Genomic DNA, 17,199 nt, shown 5'->3' on the forward strand with positions numbered 1-17,199 from the left:
AGGTTCAGCGCAGGCCCAGATATTTATGGGCCTGTACCGTCAGCCGCCATTGCGGTCGCTCCATGACCAGAGCGATCGCGGCGCGGGCATTGTCGGCCGCGTGAGGATCATCCAGCGGCTGGAGCAGATGATGCTCGAAAGCCCATCCCTCCATCGCCGCCACATCGTTCAGGCTGTGTCCGCCATCGGGCTGCGGCCAAACCAGCTTCAATTCGTGGCCGGACCGCTGCACCACGTCGCTGCCCGCCTTCGGGCTGATGCAGATCCAGTCGATTCCGGCATGGGCCGCCAAGGTGCCGTTGCTTTCGATCGCGATGGTGAAGCCGCGCGCATGCAGCGCATCGACCAGCGCATCGTCGACCTGGAGCATGGGCTCACCGCCGGTCAGCACGATATAATGACCTGCGACGCCCTCACCCCAAAAGGCGAGCGCGGCGTCGGCCAGTGCATCGGCATCGGCGAACTTGCCGCCGCCAAGCCCATCCGTTCCAACAAAATCCGTGTCGCAGAAGCGGCAAACGGCGTCACGCCTGTCCTGTTCCCGACCGCTCCACAGGTTGCAGCCGGCAAAACGCAGGAACACCGCACGCCGTCCGGCCTGCACGCCCTCCCCTTGCAGGGTCAGGAACATTTCCTTGACCGCATAAGCCATCGCCGTCCGCCTTTCAGGGTCGCGCGGCGTAGATGGTGGGATCGGGCAGGCCCGCTTCCTCATAGCCCTTCGACCGCAACCGACAACTGTCACACAGGCCGCAATGTTTGTTGTCGGGCGTAGGGTCGTAGCAGGACCAGCTAATGCCGGCATCCAGGCCCAGCCGATGGGCCTCGCGGGCTATGTCCGCCTTGCTCATATATTGGAGCGGCGTCTGGATACGGATCGGATGCCCCTCCACCCCGGCCTTGGTCGCCAGCGTCGCCATCTTCTGGAAAGCGTCGATAAACTCCGGCCGGCAGTCGGGATAGCCCGAATAGTCGAGCGCGTTCACGCCAATGAAGATATCGCTGGCTCCCGCCACCTCGGCCAGCCCCAGCGTCAGCGACAGGAATATGGTGTTGCGCGCCGGCACATAGGTGACCGGAATTTCTTCCCCGACGCCGCCCTTGGGCACGGCGATATCGGCGGTCAGCGCCGACCCGCCAAAGGCGGTCAAATCCAGCGGCAGGACGATGTGGCGAATGGCGTTGAGCGATTCGGCGATGCGCGCAGCGGCGCGCAGTTCGACGCGGTGGCGCTGATTATAGTCGATCGAGAGCGCGAAGATGCGATAGCCCGCTTCACGCGCGAGCCCGCCCGCGACCATGGAATCCAGCCCGCCGGAGAGCAGGACGACAGCGAATTTTCCTTCTTTGGCAACCATGGCCCCGCGCTACGCCTCGTTGCGCCGCAGCGCAAGCATGAGGCGCAACGAGCGGCAGATCATGAACAGTCGCCGATCCGTCGGACTTCGGCCGCGAAAGCGAAGGGCGCGCCATCGGCCACGCCCTGCGAACGAATCTGCACAAGGCGGGTGGTTTCGACCCGCAGATCGGTGCGACCATTGCCAGCCGCCGCGCAGTCATAGATAACCGTAACGGCATGCGCGCTGTCACTGACGGTGAAACTGCGGCACAAGGTTCGGCCGTGCTGGACCTGGAGCAACTGGCGCAAGTCGCTGATGCAGAGCTTGCGCGTCTGTGCGCCTTCTCCCAGACCTCGCAATTCCCACTCGCCGGCTTCCAAAGCTTGCAGCGCCTGGGGTGCGGACAAGCCCGCCGCAGCAACGCCAGCGCCTGGCGCCGCCACTATCGTCATACCTACCGCAAGCACGCCGAGCGCGTGCCGTCCCGCCCTCTTCATGATTCCGTCCGATCCCGTTGCCGATTTCAAAATGTTTCGGAGCGCCCATCGCTCGCGTCACGCCATGCCGGCCAATTGCGGCTTTTTCATAGCGCGGCTTGCGGCAACTGCCCCAATTACAAATATCGTTAGCGAAACGATTGCCGTCAATGCGCAGCAAAACTGTCCAGCGCCAGCGGGAAGAGGCGCGAACAGAAAGCGCAGTCAACGCCGATAATACCCTTTTCATCCGCCATCTCCGCACGCTCGCTGGCGGGGAAACGACCGATCACATCGCGAATATGGCCAAGGTCGCAGCGGCAGCCCTTCGCGAGCGGCGCCGCTTCGGAAACACGCACCTCATCCTCCTCATGGAACAGGCGCCAGAGGATATCGGTCAGCGGCAGCGCATCATCGGTCAGTTCTTCCGCTTTCAGCGTCTGGGCCAGCGCCTGAACATGTTCCCATTCGGGATGATCGTGGCGCACATGCAGGCGTTCGCGCCCGACTTCACCCTCCGGCAGATGCTGGAGCAGCAAGCCCGCGGCGATACAGCCCGCGCCGGCATCATGGCGCGTGTCGATCTGGATGATGCTGGGGATCTGTTCGGACTGGAAGAAATAATGTTCCGCCGCCTGGGCAAGAGATTGCCCCTCCAGCGGAACGATGCCCTGATAGCGTTCACCCGATACGGCCTGGTCGAAGGTGATGGCCAGATAGCCCTTGCCGAACAGGCCGAACAGGGTCGGGTCCGCCCCCTGCTCCGCCAGCCGGTCCGCGTCGAACTTCACATAACCGCGCAGGGCGCCATCCTTGTAATCGGCAACCAGCAGGCTGACGACGCCATTTTCGGTCTGCGCTTGTAGCGTCAACTGGCCATTGGCCTGCTTGAGCGTGCTCCCCAGCAACGCCGCCAGCACCAAAGCGGAGGCAAGCAGCCGCTCGATCGCGGGCGGGTAGGCATGAGCGGCAAGCACCTGATCGAGCACCGGCCCCAGCCGCACGAGGCGGCCGCGCGCATGTCGCGAGGGGATGGTAAAGCCGAGGGCGTGGTCGAGATGGGGACTGGTCACGATATTTCCTTCCGATCCCGCCGTCCTGAAAGCCGCGAAGGCCCGCCCTTCGCTCTTCAGCGCAGGACAGGCCCCGACGATTCCGAGGGCGAACGGGAAACTTCGCCCGAATATAAGGTCCGCCTACAACTTTCCAAGCGCCCAGAGCAGAACCGACTTCTGGGCATGGATGCGGTTTTCCGCCTCATCCCAGATCAGCGATTGCGGACCGTCGATCACCGCCTCGACCACTTCCTCACCGCGGTGAGCGGGCAGGCAATGGAGGAATTTGGCATCGGCCTTGGCGCCCGCCATCAGTTCTGGTGTCACCTGATAGGGCATCATCGCCGCCAGCTTGGCTTCGGCATGGGTCTGCCCCATGGAGATCCACGTGTCGGTGACGACCACATCGGCACCCGCCACCGCCTGCGCCGCATCGCGGGTCAGGGTGATGGTCGATCCGGCCGCCTGCGCCGCCGCTGCAAAGGACGGATCGGGATCATAGCCCTCGGGAATGCCCATGCGCACGTCGAACTTGAGCAGACCCGCCGCCTCGACGATCGAATGGAGGACATTATTGCCATCACCCAACCAGGCCCATTGGCTGCCGGGTAGTGCCACGCCATGTTCGACCACGGTCAGCAGGTCGGCGACGATCTGGCAGGGATGCGACAGGTCGGTGAGGCCGTTGACGACCGGGACGCTGGCATAGGCGGCCATCTCTTCGATCTTGGCATGATCGTCGGTGCGGATCATGATGGCATCGCACATGCGGCTGAGCACGCGTGCCGTGTCGGCAATGGTTTCGCCACGGCCGATCTGGCTGGTCGCGCCCTCCAGAATCAGCGACGTGCCGCCAAGCTGGCGGATCGCCATGTCGAAGCTGACACGGGTGCGCGTGCTGTTCTTCTCGAAGATCATGGCCAGCGTGTGGCCGGCGAGCGGTGCGTCCGCGTCCACCCAGCCCTTGGGCTTACCCGCCCGCGCCGCCTTGCGGTCGATGGCGTCGGCGATCATCGCGGCGATAGCGTCGCCGCCCGCATCGGTGAGATTCAGGAAATGCTTGGTCATATCATTACCCCCACAACCGTTCGGGCTGAACCTGTCGAAGCCCGCGCCGTCCTTTAAAGAAGAACGGCCCTTCGACAGGCTCAGAGCGAACGGAGGTTGGCTTTAAGCCGCCTTGGCTTCGGCGAAGGTCCGCGCGCCGGCGGAAATCTTCTCGATACACTCGGCGATGTGGCTTTCCTCGATGACGAGGGGCGGCAGGATGCGCAGCACATTCTGGCCGGCCGACACCGCCAGCAGGCCATGGTGGTCGCGCAGATGGGCGACGAAGGTGCGCGCATCATAGGCGTCCTTCATCTTGACGCCCAGCATCAGGCCCATGCCGCGTACATCCTCGAACATGTCGTCATGATTGGGGATGAGCTGCTCCAGCGCCGAACGCAGACGTGCGCCCATGGCCGTCACCTGATCCAGGAACCCGTCGGCCAGCACTTCTTCCAGCACGGTGATGCCCACCGCCATGGCAAGCGGATTGCCGCCATAGGTCGAGCCGTGGGTGCCGAACACCATGCCCTTGGCCGCTTCCTCGGTGGCAAGGCAGGCGCCGAGCGGGAAGCCCGCACCGATGCCCTTGGCCACAGCCATGACGTCTGGCGTGATGCCATATTGTTCATGGGCAAAAAAAGTGCCGGTCCGGGCATAGCCGCACTGCACCTCGTCCAGGATCAGCAGCAGGCCATGCTCGTCGCACGCCTTGCGCAGGCCCTTGAGGAAGTCCTGCGTCGCCGGGGTCACGCCGCCTTCGCCCTGCACCGGCTCCAGCAGGAAGCCGGCGGTGTTGTCGTCGATCGCGGCCAGCGCCGCGTCGAGATCGTTGAAGGGCACGACCTGGAAGCCGGGCAATAGCGGCTCGAAACCGTCGCGCATCTTGGGCTGGCTGGTCGCTGAGATGGTGCCCAGCGTGCGGCCATGGAAGGCGTTGTCGAAGCTGATGATCTTGTGCCGATGCGCCTCGCCATTGGCGAAGTGATAGCGGCGCGCGGTCTTGATCGCGCACTCCACCGCTTCCGCCCCCGAATTGGTGAAGAAAACGGTGTCGGCGAAACTTTTATCGACCAGCTTCTGCGCAAATTGTTCCCCCAACGGCGATCCGTAGAGGTTGGAAATGTGCATCAGCGTCGCGGCCTGATCGGCGATGGTCTGCACCAGCCGGGGATGGCCATGACCCAGCAGGTTGACCGCGATGCCGCTGGCGAAGTCGAGATAACGTTCGCCGCGCTCCCCGATCAGGTAGCAGCCCTCGCCTCGCACCGGACGGACATCGCACCGGGGGTAAACGGGCATGAGCGGCGTAATCGACATGAGCCTTCCCTTTCTGGGTGATGCTGCGCGTCCTGTGCGCATTGGGTACAACGCAAAAAGGCGGCCCCCGCCGGGCCGCCCTTCGCGAGCACCGCCTATACAAGCGGCATGTTGGGGGCGCAACCCCGCCCGGAGGGGCGCTCGCGCCCCGTATCAGCCCTGTATCAGCCCCGTATCAGCGGCCGATCTGGCCCCAGGCTTCGGCGATTTCGGCGATGATGTCGCGCGCCTGATCGACCGGCCCGGCCGAGCGGTCCTTGGCGCCGACCAGCAGCAGCCGGCGGGCTTCGCGATAGATTTGCGCCAGGCCGACCGAAATGTCGCCGCCCTTGTCGAAGTCCAGGCTCGATTCAAGCGCGAAGAGGATCGACATGGCGCGCGCCTGCTTGTCGGACACCTTCATCCGGTCGCCCTGCCGTTCGGCCAGCGCCGCCGCTTCAAGCGCCAGCAGCAACTCGTCGAACAGGATCTTGACCAATGCGTGCGGCGTCGCGCCTTCGGTACGGCTGCCCGAATGGACCGCTGCGTAACGGCGTGCCGCGCTGGCGCCTGCATAACCCTGATTGTAGAACATCGTCTGCTTCCGTCCCCGATTAATTATTGCCGCTATTGTTCCAGACCTCGATCTGCTGTTCGAGGTAGCTTTGTGTCGCCTTGAGCGCGGAGAGCCGCGTTTCCATGGCGGAATAGACCTTGGTCAGATGTTCCTCGTAATTGGCCATCTTCTCGTCCAGGTCTTCAAGTTGCTTGGTGAATTCCTCGGACAGGGCGTCATAGCGCTTCTGCGCCGTCTTGAGCGGACCATCGTCCTTCTGGATATTGTCGCGAACCGTATCCATCAGCGCGGACAGACCTGGATTGGCGGTAGTCGATGCCTTGGGATTGACCATGTTGGTGATGGCTTCCGGATCGGCTTCCATCACGGCCGCAAGCCGGGTGGTGTCCAGCTTCAACGTACCATCGCGATTGGTCGAGACGCCGATATCGGCCAGGGTCTTGTAGGTGCCGGTCGATGCAAGCTGGGTCGAGGTGATGCCCGATAGCTGGCGCTTCATGTCGCGCACCCCCGCCACGCCGTTCAGCACGCCGGAACTGGACGAGTCCGCGCCAGTGGCCGTCGCCGTGTTCAGCGCCGTCATCAGCGTGTTATAGGCCTCGACAAATTCCTTGAGCAGGTCCGACAGCCCTGCGGTCGGCTGGCTCATCGACAAGGTCACACTGGTGCCCGGCGACGCCTTGTTCAAATCGATCCGCAGATAGGGGATCGCGTCATCGACGGTGTTGCTGGCATATTCATAGGCGACGCCGTCGAGCGTGACCTTGGCATTTTGCGCGGTGGATGAACTGGTAAAGCTCATGCCGCCCAAGATGCTGCTGCCATCGTCGGCGCTGGCGCTGATCGTGAAGTCGTTGGCCGCGCCTGTTTCGCCCTTGAACACGAGGCGGGTACCCTGCGTGTCGGTGACGACGCGAGCGGTGACGCCGGTGTCGGCGGCGTTGATGGCCGATGCCAGACCAGCAAATGTGTTGTTGGTCGAATCCAGCGTGATCGTGGTGGCTTCGCCCGCCGCATTGGTGATGGTGAAGCTGCCGGTGCCGATCGCGGTAGTACCGGTCGCACCGCTGGTGGCGGCGGAGGAGTAGACACGCGCAGTTGCAAGCTGCTCGACGGTCAACTGGGCGGGCAGGCCGCTGGGGCTGCCGCCGCTGAGCAATGTGACCGATGCGATGCTGGCGTCGTTCGACGACGCCGCGCCGGTATAGGCCGCGCCGGACAATACTTCGGTCAGCGCGTCGGCAAAGGTATCGAGCGAGCTGATGGCGGAGGCCAGGGCAGAGATACGCGAGCTGTTGAGCGACTGGCGATCGGTGATCGCCGTCTGCTTGGGCTCGCGGGTCGCGCTGACGAGGCTGGACACCAACGCCGAAGTGTCGATGCCCGACCCGGCATTGAGTGCTGTCAAAATGCTGCTGCCTACCGCGGTCATGCCATCTTCCTTTCAGGGGATAGAACGGCGGTAGCGGCAACATCTTTAGGAATGATTTTCGCGACGAGGTTCGGGTCGGTTGAGCCGCAGTCATCGACTACGAGACAGGAAAAGGCATGAGCCGCACGGAACGGATCATGCCTTTCAAGCCAGTAGCGGGGGCAAATGTCAGTTGGTGGAGATCGCCACCTGTTCGACGGTGCCGCGTGAAATCTGGGCATGCGCCGCATGGGAATAAGACGCCCGTTCGACAATGCGCTTGGCCAGCACTGCGGCATGTTCGACCGCCTCCTTGCTGGCGGGCGGCAACGGGACCAGCACCATCGGGCGCGGGATCATCGCCTGGATCGCACCGGCGGCATCGTCAACGCTGCCGACGCCGGACTGGAGATCGGCCAGTATGTCAGCAACGCGGGCATGAACCTCGACATATTCGGCGACACTGGCCAGATCGTCATCGACCACGACGGTGTCGACCTGCGGCGCGCTGGACTGCTGCGCACTCGCGCGCTCCCGCACCGGTGCCTGGGCAGAACGACTGGCCGCCCCAGACTGCATGGCCTGGACGGGAGACGGCGCACGCGACACCACCCGGTCCACCGGCGGCAGCTCGCTCCTAGATACATAGTCGTTCATGACGCACCACCTGAATGCATCCCCACAAGAGCCATTACGACCGGCTGCGGTTAAACTTTAATGGAAAAACGAAATTCTTTCCTGACAAGATTAAATGGAGGGCGATGGTGATCGGGACGAGGCCCGGTCCGGGCAACCCAATCATGCCGGCAACCAACTGGAACAGCGGCAAAAAATAGACCAGAACGGGCATCACACACCCCTGTCCGACTGCCAGGAAAAGCACTGCCATCGCCGCGAAGGACAGGGTGTCGTAGGACAGCATATAGGGTGTGGCCGACATGGCGCAGGCCAGGAAAAGCAGATTCGCCGGCAGGTCGGTTGCGAGCGGACGGTGGCGGAAATGCAGCCAGACGAGCGTGGCAGCAATGAGGGCGAGCATCATCTGTAGCCCGCTCGCCAACGCCACGGGAACGCCAACGACGCGCAGGTTCATGAACAAGGTCGCCATGAACGGGCCGGCGAGATGATCCGGATCGCTGAGCACCAGCGACTGGTTGGCGATGCCGGTCTGAATGTAGATGCGCCAGATATCGCCGCCCCAGAGCAGGGCGACGAGCGCAACCAATGTCAGGCTGGACAGGGCAGCGGCGACGAAAGCACGCCAGTTGCGGGTTGCGATGAACAGAACCGGCAGCAGCAAAGCCAGTTGCGGCTTGACCAGCAAAAGGCCGACCAACGCGCCGGCCAGCCAGGGCCGCTCCTCACGCCAGCGCAGGACCGCCAGAATGATCGCAGCGGCGAACAGCGCGAACTGGCCGGACATGATGCCGAGCAGCGCGGCGGGCGAGGCCAGCAAAAGGGCAAGCGGCCGATAATCGCGCATCCATAGCCGGAGCGATGCAGCGAAGCAGGCAGCGCCGATCAGGGTCCAGAGCGCCAGCGCCGGCAGATAGGGCAGCAGACCAAAGGGCGCAGCAACCAGCAGTGCGACCGGCGGATAGGACCAGAGCTGGCCCGGATAGCCCTCCCCCACGATCGGTCCCAACGCGGCGAGATAGGTCGCCATGTCATAATAGCGTTCGGGACCGGCTTCCCACGCCGCACGGCCATACATCCAGATATTCAGAAAGTCGCGCCCCACCGCCAGCGACGTGCCGTCGCGCGGTATGCCCCGGCCGGGCGTCAGGGTGAACAGATAGGCGGGTACGAAGACCAGCAGCAGCAGGCCCGCACCGACCCACAATATGCGCAACCGATCGGCCATCCCCGCTATTGCTTCTGCCCGTTCGTGTCGAAGCGCATATCTTCCGGGACGGTGATGAAGGGACGGTCCATTTCCGTCGCCATCTTGTTTTCGACCCGGAAAACGAAAGCCAGCACGGTCGCGACCGCCATGAAAAGTCCCTCATTGACGATCTGCCCGGCGCGCGACGTGAAGTAGATGGCGCGGGCGAGGTCGGGATATTGAAGAACGGCAACGCCATTCTGATCCGCCAATTCGCGGATCGAAGCCGCGATCGCGTCGCAGCCGCGGGCGACCACGACCGGGGCGGCATCCACGCCAGGCTTGTAGCGCAGGGCGACGGCAAAGTGGGTCGGGTTGGTGATGATGACGCTGGCTTCGGCCACGGCCTGTCGGGTGGAGCCATTCAGCACCTCGAACTGGCGGCGACGGATCTGCCCCTTCAGCTCCGGCGAGCCTTCGCTTTCCTTATGTTCGTCCTTCACTTCCTGCTTGCTCATGCCCAGCCGCTTGGCCCGCTGCATGATCTGCGCCGGCACGTCGATGCCCGCGATCAGGAACAGGCCGCCCGCCATGACGAGACAGGTGAGGATGAAGATATTGCCGAGGTCGGCCATGGCCGGCGCCACACCCATCTTGCCGAGCGCGGTGATCTCCGTCAGCCGATCCCAGATCAGCCAGACGCCGATGCTGCCAAGCAAGCCGACCTTGGCGATCGACTTGACCAGTTCGATCAGGCCCTGCGTACCGAAAATCTTCTTGATCCCGGCGGCGGGATTCATCTTCGACGCCTTGGGCGCGAAGGCGCCGGGCCGAAAGCCGAGCGATCCAAGCAGGGCCGGCGCGGCGATCGCGGCGATGAAGGTAGCGAGCATCACGCCCGCAGCCGGCAGGGCGATCGCACCGAGCAAGGCTGCACCCCGCGCGGCAGGAGAGAAATCGACGATATCCTCGCGCCGGAAACGCAGCGCGTCGGCCAGCATGTCCGACAATGCGTCAATCAGCGATGGACCAGTGATCGCCAGCCAGGCGATGCCGGCCATGACCACCAGCGCCGTGCCCAGTTCGCGCGACTGGAGGATGTCGCCCTTCTTGGCGGCGTCGCTCAGTTTTTTCGGGGTTGGTTTCTCGGTCTTTTCACCGCCACCCGGACTGTCTGCCATGGGCCTACCGTCCTTCCGCGATCGACTGGGCCTGTTCCAGACCAGCCTTGAGCGAAGCGGTGATGCCTTCCGCCATGATCGGCGCGGCGATGGCCAGCAGGACGATGCCCGCCATCATCGCCACCGGCATGCCGACCGCGAACAGGTTGAGCGAAGGTGCGGCCCGCGCCAGCATGCCCATGATGATCTGCACCAGCACCAGCGCAAAGCCGACCGGCAGCGCCACGGTCACGCCCGCACCGAGCAGCGATCCGCCAAAAGTGATCAACCGCCAGACCGTGTCATTGGGCAGAAACGCACCGCCCGGCGGGATCGCCTGATAGCTTTGGACGACGAAGCTGGCGAGCAGCAGATGGCCGTCCATGCCGAGCAGCAGGAAGGTGGCAAGGACCGACAGGAAGGTGCCGAGCACCTGAGTCGACTGGCCCGACGACGGATCGATCATCGCCGCGAAGTTGAGGCCCATCGCGTTGCCGATCGTTTCCCCCGCGACGAAGGCGGCGGCATAGCCGATCTGGACCGCGAAACCGAGGGCGAGGCCAGCCAACACTTCGCCCGCGACCATCATCACCCCTTCGAAACTGGCGACGCCATCGTGCGGCAGGGTGATGGTGACACTGTTGAGCGCGGCGAGGCCCAGCGCCAGGCTGAGGATCAGGCGCAGTTGCAGCGGCACGGCCGGTGCGCCGAAGACCGGCGCGGCGATGAAGGCGGCACCCGGCCGGATCATGGCGATCAGCCAGATCCACAACTGCGTTTCGACGCCGGTGAAGCCCGGCGCGATCATCGCGCGGTCGCCTTGGCGAACGGCCCCGTCATTGCAGCAGGTCCGGGATACGCTCGAAGATTTCGCGGGTGAAGTCGGCGATCAGCACCATGATCGACCCGCCGAACAGCGCCAGCATGCCGCCCACGACGATGATCTTGGGAATGAAACTCAACGTCTGCTCGTTGATCGACGTCGCGGCCTGAACCATGCCGATGATGACGCCGGCAATCAGCGCCGGGATCAGCACGGGCGCGGCGGCAAGCGCTGTGATCCACAGCGCCTGCTGGGCCAATCCCATGAAGAAATCGGCGTTTTCCATGTCCTAGATGCTCGATCGCAGGAGACAGGTCATGTCGCGAACGACGCTGCAAGAGACCCCATGGTCAGCGCCCAGCCATCGACAAGCACGAACAGCAGCAGCTTGAACGGCATGGAGATGATGGTCGGCGAAAGCATCATCATGCCGAGCGCCATCAGCGTGGACGCGACGACAAGGTCGATGATGAGGAAGGGCAGGAAGATCATGAAGCCGATCTGGAACGCGGTCTTCAACTCGCTGGTGACGAAGGCGGGCAACAGAATCGTGAACGGGATGTCGTCGGGCGTGTTGAAGGCCGGGGCCTTGGCGAGATTCTGGAACAGCTTGAGGTCGCTTTCACGGGTCTGCTTGGCCATGAAGCCGTGCAGCACCTTGCCCGACCGGCCGACAGCCTCCTCAATGCTGATCTGCCCCTTGCCATAAGGGTCGAACGCCTGCGCGTTGATCGCGTCGATCGCCGGGCGCATCACGAACAGCGACAGGAACAGGGTCAGCCCCACCAGCACCTGATTGGGCGGCGTCTGTTGCAGGCCCAGCGCCTGACGGAGCAGCGACAGGACGATGATGATGCGGGTGAAGCTGGTCATCATGAGCACGAGCGACGGCAAGACCGTCAGCAGGCTCATCAGGACCAGGATCTGGAGACTGAGCGAGAGCGAGCGGCCGTCGCCGGAAATCTGGCCCATGGCGCGGCTCAGCGCGCCGCCATTGTCTGCCGGCGGGGCGGCGGGAGCGACTTGCGCTAAGGCGGGTGCGGCGAAGAACAGCGCGGCCAAAAGCACAATCGCGACGGCCGCGAACATGGGGAAATGACTTCCCGCCTTCGCAGGAATGACCGGATCAGCGCAGGCGGACATGATCGCCTTCCGCGATCTTCTCGATCCGGCTGCGGGTGACGGACAGCAGGATTTTCTTGCCCTCGAACTCGACCACCGCGAGCTTGCCGAAGGCGCCCATCGGCAGCGCTTCGAGCAACTTGAGCGAGCGGTCGCCCTGCCCCGCGATCATGCCCGGCTGATATTTGCGCCACAGCCACAGCGCGCCAAAGGCCATGCCGCCCACGAGCGGCAGCAGGATCAGCAGTTTGACGAAATACCAGAACATGAAATGGCCTGCCCGCAGTCATGGTTAACCACGCCTGCGATCCGCAGTTTCGCGGCGGAAGGCAAGCTTAAATTCAACGGCGTACAATCAGTCGATCGCCGTCAACCGCGCCGTTCGATGCCGGCAAGACGATTTTCGGTCGCGGCGATATCCACGATACGGATGCCATAGCGGCCGTTGACCGTCACGACTTCGCCCTTCGCGATCAATGCACCATTGACCATGATGTCGAGCAGATCATCGGCCTGGCGGTCCAGTTCGACGATGCTGCCCTCCGCCAGATCCATGACCTCGGCCAGGCGCAGCGAGGTCGAACCGACCTCTACCGACATGCGGACCGGGATGTCGGCCAGCAGCTTGAACTGGCGATTATTGGTCATGCGGCTCAGCGGATCTTCGCCACGCTCCATGCGGGGGGCTTCGCTCATGTCGCTCATTGATCGGGTTCCTGTGCAAGCTTTTCAATCTGGAAGGCGGCGCGGCCTTCCTGTTCGCCGATCGTGCCATGCGCGACGATGCGGTTTCCGACGATCAGCGGCAGCGATCGGCCGATGGTCACGGGGATGACGTCGCCAACCTTGAGCTGCATCAGCTCGGCCAGCGAGAGATTGGGGCGCGCCAGCACGGTGCGGGCGGGCAAGCGGATGTCGCGCATCCGCCGGGCGATCCGCGTCTGCCAGACGGGATCGCGATGCTCCTCGTCAGCGGGCAGGTTGCTGCCCATCAACGCCTCGACGCCGCGCAGGGCGGACAGCGGGAAGAGAAGGTCGATCGGCCATTCCTGCTCGCGGGTGATGGAGATCAAGAAGCGTTGCAGCACCATCTGGTCGCCGGGCTGCGCAGCGGCGGCATAGCCGACCGCGCTTTCACGCAGGATCAGCCCCTGTTCCAGCGGCAGGATGTCGGCCCAGGTTTCGACCAGGCGCGTGACGATCGCGTCGGATAGGCGGGCGATCAGCCGGTCTTCGGTCGGGGTGAACTCACCGCGCGCGGGCAGCGGGCGATTGCCGATGCCGCCATAGAAGCAATCCACCATGGTGGAGATCATCGCCGCGTCCATGCGCAGCAGCATTTGCCCCTTCAAAGGCAGCAGGCGATAGATGGACAGGCTGCAAAAGGCCGGAATTTCAGCCGACCAGGCACCGAAGTCGAGTACGCGCGTATCCTGCGCCTCGACCATCGGGCGCACGCCGGCGATCGGCTCGATCAGGGCGCGCATGCGCCGGCCGAGCTTCTCGCTCAGCCGGTCCAGCCCCGACAGCATGATCGGCGCCTGAGAATCCCCGCGCCCGAAGGCGTAGGTTTGTACGTCGTCCATCTTGGTCCCCTGCCCCATAGCGGATCAGGGGCCATCCCGATCCTTTGGTGCGAGGCCCATTAATAACGAAAATGGTAAAATTGGAGTTAACAGGACCGTGCCGTGCCCCTGCGTCGATCGCGAACGCAGGGCGTTTCCACGGCTATCTTCACTGGATCACGAAGTTGGTGAAATAGACGTTGTCGACCCCACCATAGCCGGTCTTCTGCTTCAATATATCGTTGATAACGCCCTTGATCTTGCCTTGAAGCATCTGCTTGCCCTTGGGCGTATCGAGCAGTTCCTGAGGCTGTTCGGCCAGCATCATCAACACCTGGCTGCGGATCGGCATTTCATGCTGCTTGATCGCGGCAATGACGCGATAGTCATAATAGGTCGATACCGCGATGGAGATCTGAGCGAAGGCATCCGTATCCGACATGTTGGACGTGAAGGGTGCCTGAAGCTGGAAATATGTTGCCTGATAGGCAGCCGAATTGGCAGGCGACGGCAGGTCTATGCCCTTGCCCGGCGCGTGACCGGCCGAGACGGCATGGCTTTCACCACCACCGCCGCCCTCATGGCCGCCACCTTCACCGCCACCGCCGCCACCCTCGCCGGCCCAGCCATGGGCAGTCGCGACGGCCTGCGCATCTTCACCGGCCAGCACCAGCACAGGCTTGTTGGGATCTTCCTTCGGCCCTTCGGCCTTCGGACTGAAGAAGCCTGCGGCATACAGGCCGCCTGCCGCGCCGGCGCCACCCACGACGACACCCACGACCAGCAGCAGGATCATCTTCATGCCCCCGCCTTTTTTCTTCTTGGCCTTTGGCTCGTCGCTCATCTGTCTTGTCCCCTGGGATTAAAGCGGATCACGCATAGCGCGCGCGCGCGGCTCCGCCTGCGGTGTCACCGGCGTCCATATGGTTAAGAACGGCGCCGTCATTCCCCGCTTTATGCCCGAAAGCGATATTTTCACGTTGCTGGCCACGGCCCTGCATGTTCGACTGAGCCGAGGACTGGCCCATATTCTGACCGGCTGCCTGACCCGGATTCTGGCTGCTGCTACCGGACTGTTGCTGCGTTGTGCTCTGGCTGGTCGCGCTGTCGGTACGTGCGACATCGGCAGCGTGCGGCGCCCGCTCGATCTTCACCTCGCTGATCCGTACGGCGGACAGGCTGGCGTCCAGTTTCAGCCGGTCGCTGTCCTGCCGCAATGCCTGTTCGGCCGCTTCGGTCGCGACGGTCAGGCTGATGGCGGCGCCATCGTCGCCCTGACGGATATCGACCTGAATGGGGCCAAGCTCCGTCGCATTGATCTGGAACCGGCCCTGCGCACCATTGGCCGAAAGGCCGGCAATGTCGCGCGCCAGCCCGTCGATCCACTGGCCCGACACGCCCATGTCGACCACCTGCGCGCCAAGGCTGGCGGACAGGTCGACCGTTGGGATGGCGGGTGCAGCGGTCGCAAGCGGCGGCGCGGCCGGCTGGACCAGCGGTGCCAGCGGCGGCGTGCTGTCGTTCACGGCCGTGGTCAGGATTACCGACGCGGTATCAGCTGAGGTATCGCCGACGGGCACCGCAGTTTCGGTCCGGCGCGGCGCGCGCAGGCTCATATGGTCACGGACGAGCTGGAGCAGCGAAACGGCTTCCGCGCGCGGCTTCACCGGTGCGGTGGGGGTGGCAACCTGAGCCAGATCGGGGGCCTGGTCCGCGATTTCGGCCAGGTCCGGGGCCAATTCGGGGATCGCTGCTGTCGCCGGTTCCGGCTCGGTTGGTGCAGCGACCGTTCCGACTTCAGCGATCGGGACTACCGACTCCGAAACCGGCAGCATCTCGGATGAGGGCCTGGCAGCTTGGGCGGGGGTCGCCGAAATGTGCTGGCCGGCAGGCGGTATGGCGGTGGGAGCCGGTGGAGCGGCTGACGTTGGTGCGGAGGACGAAGCAGGGGCGGCTGCGGGCTGGCCGATAGCCGGCGCATCCACAGGCAGATCGGCCTGGGCGATCGCGACTTCGTCCGGCAAGGCGGGTGCGGCGCTCACCGCCGGCGCTGTCGCGACGGAGGATGCTGGCGGTGGTGCAAGCCCGGCAAGCGACGGTGTGGCGGCAAGGGGAACGGCCGCGATGGGGCTTGGCGATATATCCGCTTCGGTCGCGATCATGCTGACGCTGTCGATCGGGACGTCCGAGGCGGACGGCGTCCTGGCGGCAGGAGCCGGAGCCGGGGTGGATGCGGGCTGGCCGATGGCTGGCTCATCGACAGCCAGATCATCGACGGGAGCGATTACGGTTTTGGCCGGCGAGGCGGGTGCGGCGCTCACCGCCGGCGCGATCGCGACGGGGGAAGGCGGCGTGGGTGCAGGCCCGGCAAGCGGCGGTGTGGCAGCAGGGGGCATGGCCGCAATGGGGCGCGGCGATTTGTCCGCTTCAGTGACGATCCTGCTGGCGCGGTCGACCGGGGCGTCCCAACCGGACGGCTTCCCGGTGGACGGCTTCCCGATGGACGGGGCAGCAGCTGCGGGCGATGCGAGGGATGGGCCTGAGGCGGCGACCGGCATGGTTTCTGCCGGCACCGGTTCGATCTGCGCCACGATGGGTCCGACTACGGGTACCGGCGATGCTACGACTGCCAAGGTCGGATCGGCCACGGGCTTGCTGTCGTCCTGAGTGGCGGGGGCGGCGTCTTCATCGGACGCTGCATCCGTTTCCGGCACATCGGACATCGTGGCTGGCAGTGAAGGCATGATTGTTTCGACCGGTGCCGCGTGGTGCAGGTGGGCAGGAGGCAATTTGACCGGCGCAGGCGCGGATGCCTCTTCGACAGCCGCTGGCGCAATCGGTGCGGGGGTAACGGCCATGGGCATGATCGGCGTATGGGTGGCTGCTGTATCTTCCGCCTGTTCCGGTGAAGCCGTTGCGGTCGATGGCGCGGCATCGGCCATCGCCGGGACATCCTTCGCAGCCTCGTCGCCCGCTACCGGAATGGGGTCGATCGGCGCTTGTGCCGTCCTGACCGGGACGAGGTCGGTCAGAGCCTCGGCCTCGTTTTGCAGGACAGAATGGGTCCGTGCCTCATCATCCTTCGCGGGGACGGGATCGGCGGATGGTGCGATCCTTATCGTGGGCGGCGGGACGGGCGCGGCGGCGGCCTCGTCAGTCGTTGGAAGTGCGACAGCGAGTTGGACAGGTAATTGCGGTTTTCCGGTATCCGGCAAAGGCGTCACGAGGGCAGCCGAAGGCGTCGCACTGGCGAGCGCCGGATGCCATGAATTAACATCAACCTGTTGATATTCAAAACTATTATTATCAACTCCAGTGCCATCTGCGGCAACCGACGTAAGCGCAACCGGCTGCGCGTCTGCGGTCGGAGCGATGCCAACGCTGTTCAACAATTGCGCGAAGCCGCCGCTGCCTTCCGTCGGCGCAGCATCCCCCTTCACGCCCTGTTTGGCGGAGGTCGGGAACAACAGCGCCTTGAGGCTGGTCAGCATCATCATCG

General features: G+C 64.2%; 19 protein-coding genes. All 19 read right to left on the reverse strand.

The window, feature by feature from the left end; genetic code table 11:
- Nucleotides 1-4: 4 nt before the first annotated feature.
- Nucleotides 5-652 carry a 7-carboxy-7-deazaguanine synthase gene (gene queE / locus ASE85_RS17450; RefSeq protein WP_056691409.1) on the reverse strand — a complete coding sequence of 216 codons (648 nt, stop codon included), beginning with the start codon at nt 650-652 and terminating at the stop codon, nt 5-7.
- A 13-nt stretch (nt 653-665) separates the two neighbouring features.
- Nucleotides 666-1,358: a 7-cyano-7-deazaguanine synthase QueC gene (gene queC, locus ASE85_RS17455; RefSeq protein WP_056691413.1), complete on the reverse strand. Its 693-nt coding sequence runs from the start codon at nt 1,356-1,358 to the stop codon at nt 666-668.
- 59 nt (nt 1,359-1,417) lie between these two features.
- Complete coding sequence (locus tag ASE85_RS17460; RefSeq protein ID WP_156358414.1) at nt 1,418-1,792, reverse strand: DUF3617 domain-containing protein; 375 nt, start codon at nt 1,790-1,792, stop codon at nt 1,418-1,420.
- Between the two features lie 191 nt (nt 1,793-1,983).
- Entirely contained in the window at nt 1,984-2,889 is a 906-nt protein-coding gene (gene hslO, locus ASE85_RS17465) for an Hsp33 family molecular chaperone HslO (RefSeq protein ID WP_056691419.1), read from the reverse strand.
- A 123-nt stretch (nt 2,890-3,012) separates the two neighbouring features.
- Nucleotides 3,013-3,939, reverse strand: a complete 927-nt coding sequence (gene argF / locus ASE85_RS17470) for an ornithine carbamoyltransferase (RefSeq protein WP_056691422.1) — start codon at nt 3,937-3,939, stop codon at nt 3,013-3,015.
- Nucleotides 3,940-4,041: 102 nt separating this feature from the next.
- Nucleotides 4,042-5,238: an aspartate aminotransferase family protein gene (locus ASE85_RS17475; RefSeq protein ID WP_056691425.1), complete on the reverse strand. Its 1,197-nt coding sequence runs from the start codon at nt 5,236-5,238 to the stop codon at nt 4,042-4,044.
- A gap of 175 nt (nt 5,239-5,413) precedes the next feature.
- The gene (locus tag ASE85_RS17480) at nt 5,414-5,812 is read right to left on the reverse strand and encodes a flagellar export chaperone FliS (RefSeq protein WP_056691428.1); all 399 of its coding nucleotides are present in this window, start codon (nt 5,810-5,812) and stop codon (nt 5,414-5,416) included.
- Nucleotides 5,813-5,831: 19 nt separating this feature from the next.
- Nucleotides 5,832-7,226, reverse strand: coding sequence for a flagellar filament capping protein FliD (fliD, locus tag ASE85_RS17485; RefSeq protein WP_056691431.1), 1,395 nt, complete (start codon nt 7,224-7,226; stop codon nt 5,832-5,834).
- Between the two features lie 168 nt (nt 7,227-7,394).
- Entirely contained in the window at nt 7,395-7,862 is a 468-nt protein-coding gene (locus ASE85_RS17490) for a hypothetical protein (protein WP_056691435.1), read from the reverse strand.
- Between the two features lie 34 nt (nt 7,863-7,896).
- Complete coding sequence (locus tag ASE85_RS17495; protein WP_056691438.1) at nt 7,897-9,069, reverse strand: glycosyltransferase family 87 protein; 1,173 nt, start codon at nt 9,067-9,069, stop codon at nt 7,897-7,899.
- Nucleotides 9,070-9,074: 5 nt separating this feature from the next.
- Nucleotides 9,075-10,211, reverse strand: a complete 1,137-nt coding sequence (flhB, locus tag ASE85_RS17500; RefSeq protein ID WP_056691441.1) for a flagellar type III secretion system protein FlhB — start codon at nt 10,209-10,211, stop codon at nt 9,075-9,077.
- A gap of 4 nt (nt 10,212-10,215) precedes the next feature.
- Nucleotides 10,216-10,998: a flagellar biosynthetic protein FliR gene (gene fliR / locus ASE85_RS17505; RefSeq protein WP_056691447.1), complete on the reverse strand. Its 783-nt coding sequence runs from the start codon at nt 10,996-10,998 to the stop codon at nt 10,216-10,218.
- Nucleotides 10,999-11,026: 28 nt separating this feature from the next.
- Nucleotides 11,027-11,299 (reverse strand): flagellar biosynthesis protein FliQ, encoded by a 273-nt coding sequence (gene fliQ / locus ASE85_RS17510; RefSeq protein WP_056691450.1) that lies wholly within the window; start codon nt 11,297-11,299, stop codon nt 11,027-11,029.
- Between the two features lie 29 nt (nt 11,300-11,328).
- Nucleotides 11,329-12,102, reverse strand: a complete 774-nt coding sequence (gene fliP, locus ASE85_RS17515; RefSeq protein ID WP_056691452.1) for a flagellar type III secretion system pore protein FliP — start codon at nt 12,100-12,102, stop codon at nt 11,329-11,331.
- 37 nt (nt 12,103-12,139) lie between these two features.
- Complete coding sequence (locus ASE85_RS17520) at nt 12,140-12,403, reverse strand: FliO/MopB family protein (RefSeq protein ID WP_056691455.1); 264 nt, start codon at nt 12,401-12,403, stop codon at nt 12,140-12,142.
- A 101-nt stretch (nt 12,404-12,504) separates the two neighbouring features.
- On the reverse strand, nt 12,505-12,840 hold the full coding sequence (gene fliN, locus ASE85_RS17525) for a flagellar motor switch protein FliN (protein ID WP_056691458.1): 336 nt from the start codon (nt 12,838-12,840) through the stop codon (nt 12,505-12,507).
- Nucleotides 12,837-13,721, reverse strand: coding sequence for a flagellar motor switch protein FliM (locus tag ASE85_RS17530; protein ID WP_056692035.1), 885 nt, complete (start codon nt 13,719-13,721; stop codon nt 12,837-12,839). The genes fliN and ASE85_RS17530 overlap by 4 nt, the downstream gene beginning before the upstream one ends.
- Nucleotides 13,722-13,869: 148 nt before the next feature.
- Complete coding sequence (locus ASE85_RS17535) at nt 13,870-14,544, reverse strand: flagellar basal body-associated FliL family protein (RefSeq protein ID WP_056691460.1); 675 nt, start codon at nt 14,542-14,544, stop codon at nt 13,870-13,872.
- A gap of 28 nt (nt 14,545-14,572) precedes the next feature.
- Nucleotides 14,573-17,197: a flagellar hook-length control protein FliK gene (locus ASE85_RS17540; protein WP_056691463.1), complete on the reverse strand. Its 2,625-nt coding sequence runs from the start codon at nt 17,195-17,197 to the stop codon at nt 14,573-14,575.
- Nucleotides 17,198-17,199: the final 2 nt, after the last annotated feature.

The sequence above is a fragment of the Sphingobium sp. Leaf26 genome (genome assembly GCF_001421665.1).
In the GTDB taxonomy this organism is placed as follows: Bacteria; Pseudomonadota; Alphaproteobacteria; order Sphingomonadales; family Sphingomonadaceae; genus Sphingobium.